We start from the raw sequence: 12,729 nt of genomic DNA, 5'->3' as shown, positions 1-12,729 counted from the left end.
TCGAAGCCGGTTTCCAGTCGAACCGACGGATCGACCCGTCGGATGCGGGATCGATCCACCGCGGAACGAGATCGGGCGGCCCACCTGTCAACACATAAAACATATACCCCGGCGGTCGGTTGACGAGGGCACCGGTATGAGCACGACTCAGCGGAACGGAACGCGACTAATCGGAGCGGGAATCGGATTCGTCGTTCTGGCCGTCGCGCTCGGATTCGTCTTCGACAGCCTCGTTCACGCCGACTTCGTTCGGTACCTGTCCACGAATACGCCCGTAGACGGGCGCCAACTTCGGCTGTTCGGTCCCCTCTTCGACCCGTTCAACGTGGGCGTGGTGTACCTCGTCTTCGGTACGCTCGTCGTCGGTTGGACTCGAGCGACGCAGTCGACGCGATTTCCGTTCGTTGTCACCCTCTCGACGGCGATCGGCGCCGTCGTAGTCCTGTTCGGACTCGAGTTCGCCTCGGCGGGTCAGCTGACGTCACCAGGCGAGACACTCCGAGAGCTGGTCGCTACGAATCGCTCCTTCTGGGTCGGCTACTACCTCGCCTGGCTGCTCGCCTTCGACGTCGCCGCCACGCGCCGGCAGCGAGCGTGTTCCGTCGCAGGGATCGCCGTCCTTCCACCCCTCGTCGCCGCGTACGGGGTGCGAGCGGCTCGGAGCACGCTCGAGACCGGCGGCCCCGGAGCGGGACTCGGATACGTAGCCGCTGCGATGGCTATCGCAGCGAGCCTGATCGCGATCCCCGTCGCGATCGTCTTCGCGACGCCGTGGTACGCGCTTCGGAGTCAGCTCGACCGTCGACCGGACGAGTCCGGTTTCGCAGCGGCCCGGCGATCGATACGCGACCGCCGGATTCCGGAACTCGTTGCCTTCCTCGGACTGTTCGTCGCGCTCGCGACGACGCCTCCGCTGCAGTTCGTCGACGTCCTCGTGGAACTGACCGGGTCGATGGTGGACCGAACCGGCTGCGGGCGGCCCTGCATCATCCCGATCCTGCTTTCGCGGTACGTCTACGTGGCACTCTTCGCGGTCGTGAGCGTCGCTCTCGCGCGTCGCCTCTGGCATCGGCTCGGTCCGAGCGTCGCGGCGGCCACCCGCGGCGGCTGAACCGAACCGGATCCGTTCCTCGAGTATCGGATCAGCACGCCTCGAGCAGCCCCAGGATCGCCCCGCCGCCGCCGATGCTCATCCCGACGACGCCGCGCTCGATGTCCGGATCGTCCCGAAGCTGGTAGGCCAGACTCGCCGCGAGCATCCCGCCGGAGGCGCCGATCGGGTGGCCGAACGCGACCGCGCCGCCCTGCGGGTTCAGCTTCTCGCGCGGGATGCCGACGCGGCCCATCACGTAGACCGCCTGCGCGGCGAAGGCCTCGTTGATCCAGTAGGCGTCGACGTCGTCGACCGCGAGGTCGTTGCGCTCGAGCAGCGCCTCGGTGACGTCGCCGACGGCCTCGTTGAACCGATCCGGGTCGCGGTACGCAGTTGCGTAGTCGACGAGTCGCGCCATGGGCTCGAGGCCGTGCTCGTCGGCCGCGTCCGCGTCGGCTAACAACACTGCACCCGCGCCGTCGCTGAGCTTGGAGGCGTTGCCGGGCGTGATGGTGCCGTCTTCGCGGAAGGGAGTCGGGAGTTCGGCGAGGTCCTCGAGCGTGGAGTCCGGTCGCGGTCCCTCGTCGGTGTCGACCGTTTCGCCGTTCGTCTCGACCGGGACGATCTCAGCGTCAAATCCCCCGTCGTCGATCGCCTCGGCGGCCCGCCGATGGCTCTCGAGGGCGTACTCGTCCTGTGCCACCCGGAAGATTCCTTCGCGGTCGACAAGTCCCTCGGTGATCTCGCCCATGTGGACGTCGAGGTTGACGTCCCACAGCGAATCGTAGAGCATCGAGTCCTTGAGTTCGACGTCGCCGTACCGGCGGCCGGTCCGGTAGCCGGGGAGGATCCACGGCGCGTCGGTCATCGATTCGAACCCGCCCGCGACCGCCAGGTCGGCGCGGCCGGCCGCGATCCGATCGGCCGCGAGCGAGACGGCGCTCATCCCCGATCCCGAGGCCTCGTTGATCGTCGTCGCGCGCGTATCGTTTGGAACCCTCGATTCGACGACGACCTGTCGCCCCGGAACTTGCCCGATACCGGCCTGGATGGCGTTTCCGAGTGCGACCCAGTCGATAGCGTCGTCGTCGACGTCGACGCGCTCGAGGAGGCCGTCGACGGCCGTGCGGCCGAGTGCGACCGCCTCGACGTCCGCGAGCGATCCGAGGAGCGTTCCGTGGGGCGTTCGCACGCCGTCGACGAGGACGACGTCGCTATCGGTATCTGTGGGTGCGGCCATGGGAGGTCGACCACATGAACGCCGAAGAAAGTTCGCGCTCCAGTCGGACGATCGTTCGGACGTCGCGTTCGGCGGCGGCCGTTCGCTGGTTATTGGGGGTTCTCGTCCCCGTCCCCGCCCCCGTCTCCGCCGGCGATCCGTTCCGCATCGGGGCCGAACGCGTCCTCGAGCAGCGCCGGTACGTCGTCGGGGCGGACGTCGGAGTACCACTCGTTGCGCGGCTAGATCGAGATCGCCGTCCCGCCCTCGCTGCAGAGGCCGAGACAGCCGGTCGTCGTCACCGAGACCGCGGTCCAGAACGCGTCCCGCTCGCGCAGCCAGGAGACGACGGCCTCGAGCGTCTCGTCGGCGCCGACGTCCCCGCAGCAGGCGTGTTCCGATTCGCGGTCGTTCGTACAGACGAAGACGTGGGCCTCGAGGCGCTCGCGCTGCCGGGCGGTTCGATCTCGCATATAATTACGGGTTCGCGACGCGGTCGTCTCGAGTCGCGTGGTCTCGGGTCCGCTCGGCAGTCACGTCCGTCGTCGCCGACTCCCAGTCGTGGAGCCGGCCGAACGCGCCCGCGAGCAGCGCCCAGAGCGCGGCCTGGCTCAGGACGACGATTCCCTGATAGGCCGCGACGAGGTCGGCGGAGAGTCCGGAGTGAGTGACGGTCGTCGGCGTGAGGAGAGGCAGTGCGATGCCGATGGCAAGGAGCGGCGCCGCACCGGCGACGACGCCAGCCAGGGGATGTCGCGGTGCCGTCCGACGGTACGCGAGGACCGACGCGGCGGCGACGATCGCACCGACGACGACCAGCGCGAGGTAGAGCGCCTGCCGCGTCTGTACGCCGTACAGGTGCTCGGCGCCCGGCGCTGCGGGTGGCAGCACGAGCCAGGGCGTCGCCGAGACGGTCAGAAAGCCCGCGCCGGCGAGGACGTACGCCTTCGCGGCGTCCCGTCCCGGAAGCGCCGGCTCGAGGAAGTACAGCGCGATCGCGAAGACGCCGCCGAGGAAGATCGCCCAGAGGACGCCGCTCCCGACGCTAACGACGGTCGTCGTGAGCTCCGAGACGGCGTGGGAGTGCTCGTGGGCGTGGCCGTGCTCGTGCGCGTGCTCGTGGCCGACCGCCTCGACGTGTTGGCTCAACGGATTCGCGACGAGCGCTACGAACAGGCCGTACGCGAGGCCGGCGACCAGCCCCGCGGCGACCCCTCGCTTGAGGTAGTCGTACAGCATCAGTGGCAGACGATGCCGGCCGCGTGCCGGAAGTTGTGCATCGCGTCGTGGACGAGCGGTTCCTGCAGGAAGACCAGCGTAAACGCGATCGCGGCGGCGAACGCGAGTCCGACGGCGATCTCCGTCGGGGACAGGTCAGCCCGTGCGGTGTCGATGCGATCGGAAACGGTTTCAGCCCGTGTCATGCAAACCAATTTTACCTACTGAAACTTAGATTGTAAAGGTTGTGCTCCCCGGCGGATCGGTTCCGCTCGGCGAATCGAACGTATGATCACTCGATCGCCGAGTCCGGTGTTCGTATCGGCACTGACAACTCGTGAAAGCAGTCCCGACCGTTCGAGCCGATTAACAGAGAACGAAATCGTTTTCCTACGGCTACCGCTTGAATCGAGTAACAAAGAGAGTCATGAATATCCAACGACGGTCACCAGGAGGGATGTGCCGTGGCGGCTAAACGAGTCCTCGTACCGCTGTCGGACACGGTGACCGTCCGACAGACGGTCGGCTACGCGGTCCGGTCCGGACTCGAAGCGGCCGACGCGGATGCCGGCGCCGATACTGACGAGCCCGAACTCGAGGTCCATCTAGTCGTCGCGCTCCCCTACGACGCCGACGCGCCCGAGAGCCAGCAACACCACGACGACGCCGAACAGTTGCTCTCGCGCGCGACGAACTGGGTCGAGGAGGACGCCGGCGGCGCCGACGTCGCGGTCGAAACCGCCGTCCTCGGGACCGACGAACTGCTCTTCGGGCCCCGCGATTACGCCGGCGTCTTCGGCCGGTACGTCGACGACAACGACGTCGATCGGATCGTCCTCGACCCCGAGTACAGTCCGGGCGTGACCGCGCCGATGCTCCAGCCCCTCGAGCGCGAGCTCGAGGCGAGGAACCTGCCGTTCGACGAGGCGCCGGTCGATCGGCCCGCTCGCCACCAGCGGTTGATCAGCGGCGGCGAGACGTTCGACCGGCTGTTCGCGACGTTCGCGATCGCATTCGGCTTCTACCTCGTGCTCGGCGATCCGTTCTACTGGTTCGATCTCGTCACGGGCGCCGCCGTCGCCGGAATCGTCTCGATCGTCCTCGCTCGAGTGACCTTTACGTACCCGCTCGATCGGATCCAGTCGCCGATTCGCGTCGTTCGGTTCGTCATCTACATCCCGTACCTGCTCTGGGAGATCCTCAAGGCCAACATCGCGGTCTCGGCCGTCATCCTGCGGCCGTCGATGCCGATCGAACCCACGCTGACGCGGGTCAACGCCCGCGTCCGCAGCGGGCTCCCGCTGACCGCGCTGGCGAACAGCATCACGCTCACCCCGGGCACGCTGACGGTTCGGGCCAACAACCAGCAGCTGCTGGTCCACACGCTGATCCCCGCCGCCCGAGAGGACCTGTTCGACGGCGGCCTCGAGAAGGCGATTCGGTTCGTCTTCTACGGCCGGGAGTCGGCTGCCATCGCCTCGCCGCGCGAACGGGACGACGCCGAGATCGTCGGAGGTGACGAGCTGTGACGCTCGGACCGCTGTCGGGCGCCGGCCTCGAGGAGATTTTCCTCGGCGCAGCCGCGGCGTTCGTCGTCCTCGCGATCGCGGTGTTTTACCGCGCGATCGCGGGCCCGACGACGCAGGATCGCCTGCTCGCGGTGAACGTACTGGGGACGAACACGGTCGTCATTCTCGCCTTGCTGGCGGCCGGGCTCGACCAGGCGTGGTTCCTCGACGTGGCGCTGATCTACGCGCTGTTGAACTTCCTGATGTCGATCGCCATCTCGAAGTTTACCGTCGACCGAGGTGGTGTGCTGTGATCGAGCCGGTCCCGCTTCAGTCCTCGCTCGGACCGATCCGGTTCTGGGCGATCGTCGTCCTGCTCGGGTTCGGCGTGTTCTTCACGCTCGTCTCGACGGTCGGCGTGCTCCGCTTGCCCGACATCTACGCGCGGGCCCACACCGCCTCCCAGACGGACACGCTCGGAGCCGGCTTCGCGCTCGCGGCCGTCGCGCTCGCGTTCGGCTGGCAGCAGGCGGCGGTCTACACCGTCTTGCTGCTGTTTTTCATCTTCATCACGAACCCGACGGCGGCCCATGCGATCGCCCGCTCGGCCGCGGAGTCGGGCGTCGAGCCGCTGCTCGCCGAGGAGAGCGAGGCCGAAACCGAGCCGGCGAGCGGCGACGACGCGGACGACCCCGATACCGGTGCCGGCCCGAACCCCGCGCCGGACGGCGGCGCCGGCACCGACGGAGGTGAGACCCGATGATCGCGCTCGCCTACGCGCTCGCGATCTTCATCCTCGTGACCGCGATCGCCACGGCGCTGTTCCGGGACGTGCTATCGGTTATCATCGTCTTCGGCGCCTACAGCCTCGGGATGGCCATCCTCTACACGTTCCTGCTGGCCCCCGACGTGGCGATGACCGAGGCCGCGATCGGCGCCGGCGTGACGACGCTCCTGCTCCTGTTGACCATCGCGCGGACGACCCGCCCGTCGACCGACCGGCTGGTAGAGCGGATCCACGTGCCGGCGGTCGTCGTCGTGGGTGCGCTGGTCGTCGTCCTGTGTGCGACGGTGTTGCCGGAGATGTACGACGTCGGCGATCCGAACGCTCCGGTCTGGTCGAACCCCGACGTGACCCAGTACTACATCGAGAACACCGTCGACGATACGGGCGTCCACAACGCCGTCTCCGCGGTGCTGGCCGCCTACCGTGGGTTCGACACCTTCGGCGAGGCGGTCGTCGTCTTCGCCGCCGGCATTTCGACGCTGCTCGTGCTGAACCGCGAGGTGTTCGCCTAATGTCAAACGCCAACGCAGACTCCGTCGACGACACCTACACCGAGAGCCAGGTGATCATGACCGCCGTCAAGATCATCGCCCCGTTCACGCTGACCTACGGGCTGTTCCTGGTCTTCCACGGCGCCGACACGCCCGGCGGGAGCTTCCAGGGCGGCACCATCGTCGGCGTCACGATACTCATGCTCGCCTTCGCTTTCGGGATCGAACCGACACGCCAGTGGCTCCGCAACGGCGTCCTCGTCGGACTCGCGACCGGCGGGGTCGCCATCTTCGCCGGCGTCGGGCTGGCGATGATGGCCCTCGGCGGGAACTTCCTCGAGTACGACCGGATCTACTACGTGCTCGGTCACAAGCAGAAGTGGGGCCTCGAGGCGATCGAGGTCGGCGGCGTCTCGCTGATCGTCTCGAGCGTCATCGTCACCCTGTTCTTCGCGATGGCGGCCGGGTTCAGCCCCCAGGACCGGAGCGGCACCGGCGGGCTCGAGCCGACCGACTCGCCCGCGACCGACTCGCGGGCCGCGGAGGCGGAAGCGGAGGTGAGCGACGATGATTGACGCGCTGACCGCCGCGCTCGCGTCCAAGTACGCGTACGTCCTGCTGTTCGTGCTGCTCGGAATTGGCCTCTACATGGTGATCGCCAACGAGAACCTCGTGAAGAAGCTGATCGGCGTGAGCCTCTTCCAAACGGCGATCTTCCTGTTTTTCGTCGCGATGGCCTACGTCGAGGGGGGCGTGTCGCCCGTCGTCCCGGCGGACGGCCGGGTCGCGAGTCCGCTCCCGCAGGTCATCGTTCTGACCGCCATCGTCGTCGGGATCGCGCTGACGGCGGTCGGGCTGGCGCTCGTGATCCGCATCTACTCGGAGTACGGGACGCTCCGCGAGGACACCCTTCGGGAGGTGCGTGCCGATGAATAGCGAACTGCTCGTGCCGCTGTTTATCGTCGCGCCGATCATCGCCGCGACGCTGCCGATCGCGCTCGGCCTGTGGTTCGACCGCACGGGGTGGCCCATCGCAGGGCTCACCACGCTCGGGCTGTTCGGCGGGGCCGTCTATCTCGCACGCGAGGTCTACGCCGGTGGCGAGGCCGTCACCCACGAACTCGGCGGCTACCCCCGAACGTACGGCATCCAGCTCGTGGCCGATCAGTTCTCGATGCTGATCGTCCTGCTGATAACCGCCGTCGCCCTCGGCGTTCTCGCGTTCACGCGCCGCGGGGGCCCGCGCGGGAACACGTTCTACAGCGCCTACCTGCTGCTAACCGGCGGCCTGCTGGGTATCTCGCTGACCGGCGACGTGTTCAACCTGTTCGTCTTCCTCGAGATCACGAGCCTCGCGACCTACGCCTTAGTCGCCAGCGGCGACGGTCCGGAGGCGGCGGTCGCTGCGCTGAAGTACCTGATCCTTGGAACCGTCGCCGCCTCGATGTACCTGATCGGCGTCGCCTTCGTCTTCATGGCGACGGGGACGCTGAACATGGTCGAACTCGCGACGGAGATTCCGGACGCCGATCCGACGCTGATCCGGGCCGGCTTCGCGTTCATGATCGTCGGCTTCGCGACCAAGGTCGCCCAGTGGCCGCTGCACAGCTGGCAGCCCAGCGCCTACGAGCGGGCGCCCGACGGCGTCACGCCGCTGATCGCGGCGCTGGTCTCGACGGCCTCCGCCTACGCCTTCGGGCGGTTGATCGTCACCGTCTTCGAGGTCGACTACCTCGCCGCGATGCCCCGCGCGGGGCCGATCGTCGTCACGATCGGCTGCGTGAGCGTCCTCGCCGGCACGGTCCTTGCCGTGATCCAGCGGGAGGTCAAGCGGATGCTCGCGTACTCGTCAGTTTCGCAGTTCGGTCTAGTGCTCGCCGCCTACGGGGTCGTCATCGCCGGCCAGTCCGAGACGGCCTTCGTCGGCGCCGCGATCCACCTCGTCGGCCACGGCCTGCTGAAGGCCGGGCTCTTCCTCGGGGTCGCCCTCGTCGCGACGAGCTACGGGGCCCGCACCGTCGACGAGTACGCCGGCCTCGCGACGGATCGCCCGGTCGCCGCCGGCTCGATTGCCGTACTCCTGCTGGCGCTGGTCGGCGTCCCGCCGGGCATCGGCTTCGTCGGCAAGTGGTACATCGCCGTCGGCGCCGTTCAGTCCGAACTGTGGCCCGTCGCGGCCGTGATCTTCCTCAGTACCATGCTCACCCTCGCCTACGCCGCACGCCTGCTCGAGAAGATGTACTTCACGCCGCCGGCCGCCGAACGGCCCCGTCCGACGGGGACGGCCGCGACGGACGGCGGCACCGACGACGATCCGTCCGGACCCGACACCGCTCCCGGAACCGTCGACCCCGCCGCCGCGTTCCGCACCAAGGGGTCGCCCGACGCCGTCTCCTTCGGCATGCTCGCGGTCGTCGTCGTCGCCGCGCTCGCCGCCGTCGCGCTCGGTTTCGCCGGCGGGACGCTCGCCGATATGCTCGCCCCCTTCCTGACGGAGGTGTTTAACTGATGGTTGCCGACATTCGCCCGCTCGCCGCCGTCCTCGTGTCGGCGGTCGCGATCGTCCTGATCGTCGCATCGCATCGCCGACCGAACCTCCGCGAGGGCTGGTCCGTGCTGGCCGCGCTCGCGAAGTTCGGCCTCGTCGCCAGCATGCTCCCCGGCATCATGAACGGCACCGTCTACGAGTGGAGCCTCTACGAAGCGACGGGGATCCGGTTCCTCGAGGGGCTTGACTTCGCCCTCCGCGCGGACCCGCTGGGGATCTTCTTCGCCCTGCTGGCGAGTTTCCTCTGGATCTTTACCTCGTTCTACGCCGCCGGCTACATGCGCGGGCTGGACGAACACGCCCAGACCCGCTTCTTTGCGGCCTTCGCGGCCAGCCTCTCGAGCGCCGTGGGGATCGCCTTCGCGGCGAATCTCGTGACGATATTCGTCTTCTACGAGCTGCTGTCGCTGGTGACCTACCCGCTGGTCGCCCACAACGAGGACGACGAGGCCCGCATCGCCGGCCGCAAGTACATCACGTACACGTTCTTCGGGGGCGGGGTCTTCCTGCTCGCGGGGACGGTCATGGTCTACTGGCTGACGAGCCTGGTGCAGGAGCCGACGCTTGCCTTCGAGGCCGGCGGAATCACCGCACTGGCCGAGGCGGCCCAGGCCGAACCGGTCTACGCGCAGGCCGCCTTCTTCCTGCTGATCCTCGGCTTCGGCGTCAAGGCCGCGCTGATGCCGCTACACTCGTGGCTCGCAGACGCGATGGTCGCGCCGACACCCGTCTCCGGGCTGCTCCACGCGGTCGCGGTCGTCAAGTCCGGCGCCTTCGGCATCTCGAGAGTGATCCTCGAGGTCTACGGCCCCGGGCTGATCTACGACCTGCCGCTCGACGTGCCCGGCATCGGCGAAGTCGGGCTCAACATCCCGGTCGCGCTCGTCGCCGCGTTCACGCTGACCGCGGCGAGCATCATCGCGATGCGCAAGGACCACCTCAAGCGCCGGCTCGCGTACTCGACGACGGCGCAGTTGTCGTACATCGTACTCGGACTCTCCTTGCTCCACCCCTACGCGATCGTCGGGGCGCTGTTCCACATCCCGGCCCACGCGTTCGCGAAGCTCACGCTGTTCTTCTGCGCCGGTGCGATCCACGTCGAGACCCACACCGACTACATCAGCGAGATGGCCGGCATCGGCAAGCGCATGCCGCTGACGCTGTCGGCGTTCACGATCGGCGCGGCCGGGATGGCCGGCCTGCCGCCGATCGCCGGCTTCGTCAGCAAGTTCTACATGCTGATCGGCACCGGCGACGTCGGCGGCAGCTACTGGCTGTTCGCCGGCGCCTTGCTGCTCTCGGCGGTGCTCAACATCGGCTACTTCTGGCCGGTCGTCTACACCGCCTTCTTCGAGAGCGAGGACCGCCACGACGCCAAACCGTTCCTCGAGTTCCCGCGGGGCGGCTTGGTCGAGTCGTACGGTGACGACGCGGAGGCCGTCGCCGACGGCGGCGAGAGCGAGACGGACCGTTCGGAGGCGACCGATGCGGCGGACTCGGTCACTGCGGAAGAAACCGAACCCGACGCTGAGGATGAAGACGGTGACGACGACTACGAGTACGCCGTCGACCAATATCCGAGCGACGCCGACGTGCCCGCGGGAACGGGCGAACAGGTCAGCAGCATCGACCACCACGGCGACCACGACGACCACCTCACCGGCGGCCCGCCGGCCGGCCGGTGGCCGCGTCGCTCGCCGTTCGCGGAGAGTACGTGGCTCATGCTCGCGCCCATCGCCATCATCGCGACGGGTGCGGTCGTGCTCGGGATCGTCCCCGACCACGCGGTCTTCCTCGACCTCGCGGTGCGGATCGTCGAGGGCGTCTTCGGGATGCCCTTCGACGAACTCGAAGGCGTTCCCTTCGACCAACTCCTGACGGAGGTGAGTAACTGATGACGCTCGGAATCGGACTCGAACTCGAACTGCTCTCGATGGCCTACCCGCCGCTGCTCGTCTTCGCGGCGGCGCTGCTCGTGCTCGTACTGCCCCGGCTCGCCGGCTTTACCGTCGGCGCGCTCAGTCTCGCGGCCGTGCTGGCCATCTCGCTGGTCGCACCCGGCGGCGAGCATCTGGGCGGCACCTTCCTCGGCTTCGAGGTCGTCCCGTTCTACGTCGACGAGTTCGCCCGGATGGTCGGGCTCGGCCTCGGCTTCCTCGGGATCTGCAGCGTCATCTACGCCTACTCGAGCGAGGCGAGCAAGGAGCTAACCGCATTCGCGCTCGCGTACGTCGCCTCCTCGATCGGGGCGGCCTTCGCCGGCGACTGGCTCGTACTCCTGTTCATGTGGGAGCTGATGGCCGTGACGAGCACGCTCGTCGTCTGGCACTACGGCGGCGAGGCGGTCCGAGCCGGCTTCCGGTACGCCGTCTTCCACGGTACGGGCGGCGTGCTCGTGATGCTGGCTGTCGCGGTCCACTACGTCGAGGTCGGCTCCTTCCTCTACGCCGCCAACGAGGGAATCGCGAGCGGGATTCCGGAACTGCTCGCGGTGCTCGGGATGGGCGTCAACGTCGCCTTCATCGGCTTCCACAGCTGGCTGCCCGACACCTACCCGCGGCCCCACATCGCGGCGTCGGTGTTCCTCTCGGTCTACACGACCAAGACGAGCGCCTTCGTCCTCTACCGGGCGTTCCCGATCGGCGCCGAGAGCGACCTCGGCATCTACATCGCGTACATGGGCGGCCTGATGTCCGTCTACGGCGCGACCTTCGCTCTGCTGCAACACGACATGCGGGCGCTCCTCTCGTACCACATCCAGGCCCAGCTCGGCTACATCGTCGCCGGGATCGGGATGGGCGCCTGGATGGTCGAGAGCGAACTCGCCACCGCCGGCGCCATGAGCCACCTGTTCAACAACATCCTGTTCAAGAGCCTGCTGTTCATGGCCGTCGGCGTCGTCATCTACCGCACCGGCGAGGAGGACCTCTACAATCTGGGCGGGCTCTGGCGCGAGATGCCCCTGACCGCGATCGGCTTCGGCCTCGGGGCGCTCTCGATCACCGCGATTCCGGGCTTCAACGGCTACGTCAGCAAGGGGATGCTCTTCGACGCAGCCGATCCCCACTACTACGGGGTCGACGAGTTCGGGGCGCTGTACTGGCTGCTCTGGCTCGGCGCGATCGGCACCCTCCTGTCGTTCATCAAGCTCGGCTACTACGTCTTCTTCCACGGCGAGAGCGATATCTCGGTCCCCGACGCCAAGCCCGGACAAACGGTCGCGATGCTCGGCCTCGGCGGCGCCTGCCTGCTTTTCGGCGTCTGGTGGCAGGGACTGGCCGACCTCGCGCCGACGCTCCACGGTGCCGACGGTCACTTCGCGTTCGCGTATCCGGGCGGTGGCGAGAGCGAACTCCATCCGTACAGCCCGGGCCACCTCGAGACGGCGGGGATCCTGACGGGAATCGCGCTGGTCACCTTCGCGATCGTCCGCAAACCGCTCTCGAAGCTCGACCTGCCGGATCCGGCGTCGTTCGTCTACCCGGCGGGGTACTACCTCGGCCGCTGGTCGATGATCGCGACGACCGAGCTGTACGCCCTGGTCGATGCGATCGTCGTCGCAGGCGTCAAGCGCTGCTACTGGATCGGCAACAACCCGGTGCTCGCGGTCAACGCGGCCGCTCGCCGGATGCCGCTGGTCGACGCTGACGAGCGCCGTCCCGCCGACGGCGGCCGCCCGTCGACGCTCCACCTCCGGATGGGGATCGGGACGACCGTCTTCGTGTTGACGCTCGTGCTGACGGTGATCCTGTGGCTGCTCGTCTGATCGCCTGACCGACCGGGTCCGTCTTCTGTCCTTCCGCTCTGATCGCCACTCGTTGACAGCAGTGACACAGCGACTCGAGGCGCTGGATACTCACACGCC

General features: G+C 67.9%; 13 protein-coding genes and 1 pseudogene. 10 read left to right on the top strand and 4 right to left on the bottom strand.

Features of this window, described 5'->3' with window-relative positions:
* The first annotated feature begins 136 nt into the window (after positions 1-136).
* Positions 137-1,111, top strand: a complete 975-nt coding sequence (locus HALXA_RS11505; RefSeq protein ID WP_013880535.1) for a hypothetical protein — start codon at positions 137-139, stop codon at positions 1,109-1,111.
* A 31-nt stretch (positions 1,112-1,142) separates the two neighbouring features.
* Here the strand turns inward: HALXA_RS11505 and HALXA_RS11500 are convergent, their stop codons facing one another.
* The 4 genes and pseudogenes from HALXA_RS11500 to HALXA_RS11485 form a co-directional block, all read right to left on the bottom strand.
* Positions 1,143-2,333, bottom strand: a complete 1,191-nt coding sequence (locus HALXA_RS11500; protein ID WP_013880534.1) for a thiolase family protein — start codon at positions 2,331-2,333, stop codon at positions 1,143-1,145.
* An 89-nt stretch (positions 2,334-2,422) separates the two neighbouring features.
* Positions 2,423-2,785, bottom strand: a pseudogene (locus HALXA_RS11495) ((2Fe-2S) ferredoxin domain-containing protein).
* Between the two features lie 4 nt (positions 2,786-2,789).
* Entirely contained in the window at positions 2,790-3,551 is a 762-nt protein-coding gene (locus HALXA_RS11490; protein WP_013880533.1) for a CbtA family protein, read from the bottom strand.
* On the bottom strand, positions 3,551-3,736 hold the full coding sequence (locus HALXA_RS11485; protein WP_013880532.1) for a CbtB domain-containing protein: 186 nt from the start codon (positions 3,734-3,736) through the stop codon (positions 3,551-3,553). Before HALXA_RS11485 ends, HALXA_RS11490 begins: the two co-directional genes overlap by 1 nt.
* A gap of 258 nt (positions 3,737-3,994) precedes the next feature.
* On the opposite strand from HALXA_RS11485, the gene HALXA_RS11480 reads away from it, so the two are divergent.
* From HALXA_RS11480 to HALXA_RS11440, 9 genes are read left to right on the top strand one after another with little or no spacing between them, the layout of a single operon-like run.
* Entirely contained in the window at positions 3,995-5,059 is a 1,065-nt protein-coding gene (locus HALXA_RS11480) for a monovalent cation/H+ antiporter subunit E (protein ID WP_013880531.1), read from the top strand.
* Entirely contained in the window at positions 5,056-5,352 is a 297-nt protein-coding gene (locus HALXA_RS11475) for a cation:proton antiporter (protein ID WP_013880530.1), read from the top strand. Before HALXA_RS11480 ends, HALXA_RS11475 begins: the two co-directional genes overlap by 4 nt.
* Positions 5,349-5,801, top strand: coding sequence for a monovalent cation/H(+) antiporter subunit G (gene mnhG / locus HALXA_RS11470; RefSeq protein WP_013880529.1), 453 nt, complete (start codon positions 5,349-5,351; stop codon positions 5,799-5,801). Before HALXA_RS11475 ends, mnhG begins: the two co-directional genes overlap by 4 nt.
* Positions 5,798-6,337 carry a DUF4040 domain-containing protein gene (locus HALXA_RS11465; protein ID WP_013880528.1) on the top strand — a complete coding sequence of 180 codons (540 nt, stop codon included), beginning with the start codon at positions 5,798-5,800 and terminating at the stop codon, positions 6,335-6,337. Before mnhG ends, HALXA_RS11465 begins: the two co-directional genes overlap by 4 nt.
* Complete coding sequence (locus HALXA_RS11460) at positions 6,337-6,891, top strand: MnhB domain-containing protein (RefSeq protein WP_013880527.1); 555 nt, start codon at positions 6,337-6,339, stop codon at positions 6,889-6,891. The genes HALXA_RS11465 and HALXA_RS11460 overlap by 1 nt, the downstream gene beginning before the upstream one ends.
* A 4-nt stretch (positions 6,892-6,895) precedes the next feature.
* Positions 6,896-7,252: a cation:proton antiporter subunit C gene (locus HALXA_RS11455; RefSeq protein ID WP_085940345.1), complete on the top strand. Its 357-nt coding sequence runs from the start codon at positions 6,896-6,898 to the stop codon at positions 7,250-7,252.
* Positions 7,245-8,825 carry a proton-conducting transporter transmembrane domain-containing protein gene (locus HALXA_RS11450; protein WP_013880525.1) on the top strand — a complete coding sequence of 527 codons (1,581 nt, stop codon included), beginning with the start codon at positions 7,245-7,247 and terminating at the stop codon, positions 8,823-8,825. The genes HALXA_RS11455 and HALXA_RS11450 overlap by 8 nt, the downstream gene beginning before the upstream one ends.
* Positions 8,825-10,759, top strand: coding sequence for a proton-conducting transporter transmembrane domain-containing protein (locus HALXA_RS11445; RefSeq protein ID WP_013880524.1), 1,935 nt, complete (start codon positions 8,825-8,827; stop codon positions 10,757-10,759). The genes HALXA_RS11450 and HALXA_RS11445 overlap by 1 nt, the downstream gene beginning before the upstream one ends.
* On the top strand, positions 10,759-12,630 hold the full coding sequence (locus tag HALXA_RS11440; RefSeq protein WP_013880523.1) for a Na(+)/H(+) antiporter subunit D: 1,872 nt from the start codon (positions 10,759-10,761) through the stop codon (positions 12,628-12,630). The genes HALXA_RS11445 and HALXA_RS11440 overlap by 1 nt, the downstream gene beginning before the upstream one ends.
* Positions 12,631-12,729: the final 99 nt, after the last annotated feature.

The sequence above is a fragment of the Halopiger xanaduensis SH-6 genome, assembly GCF_000217715.1.
GTDB classification, from domain to species: Archaea; Halobacteriota; Halobacteria; order Halobacteriales; family Natrialbaceae; genus Halopiger; species Halopiger xanaduensis.
Note: the sequence above shows the minus strand (reverse complement) of the source record. Positions and strands in the feature narration are given on the sequence as shown.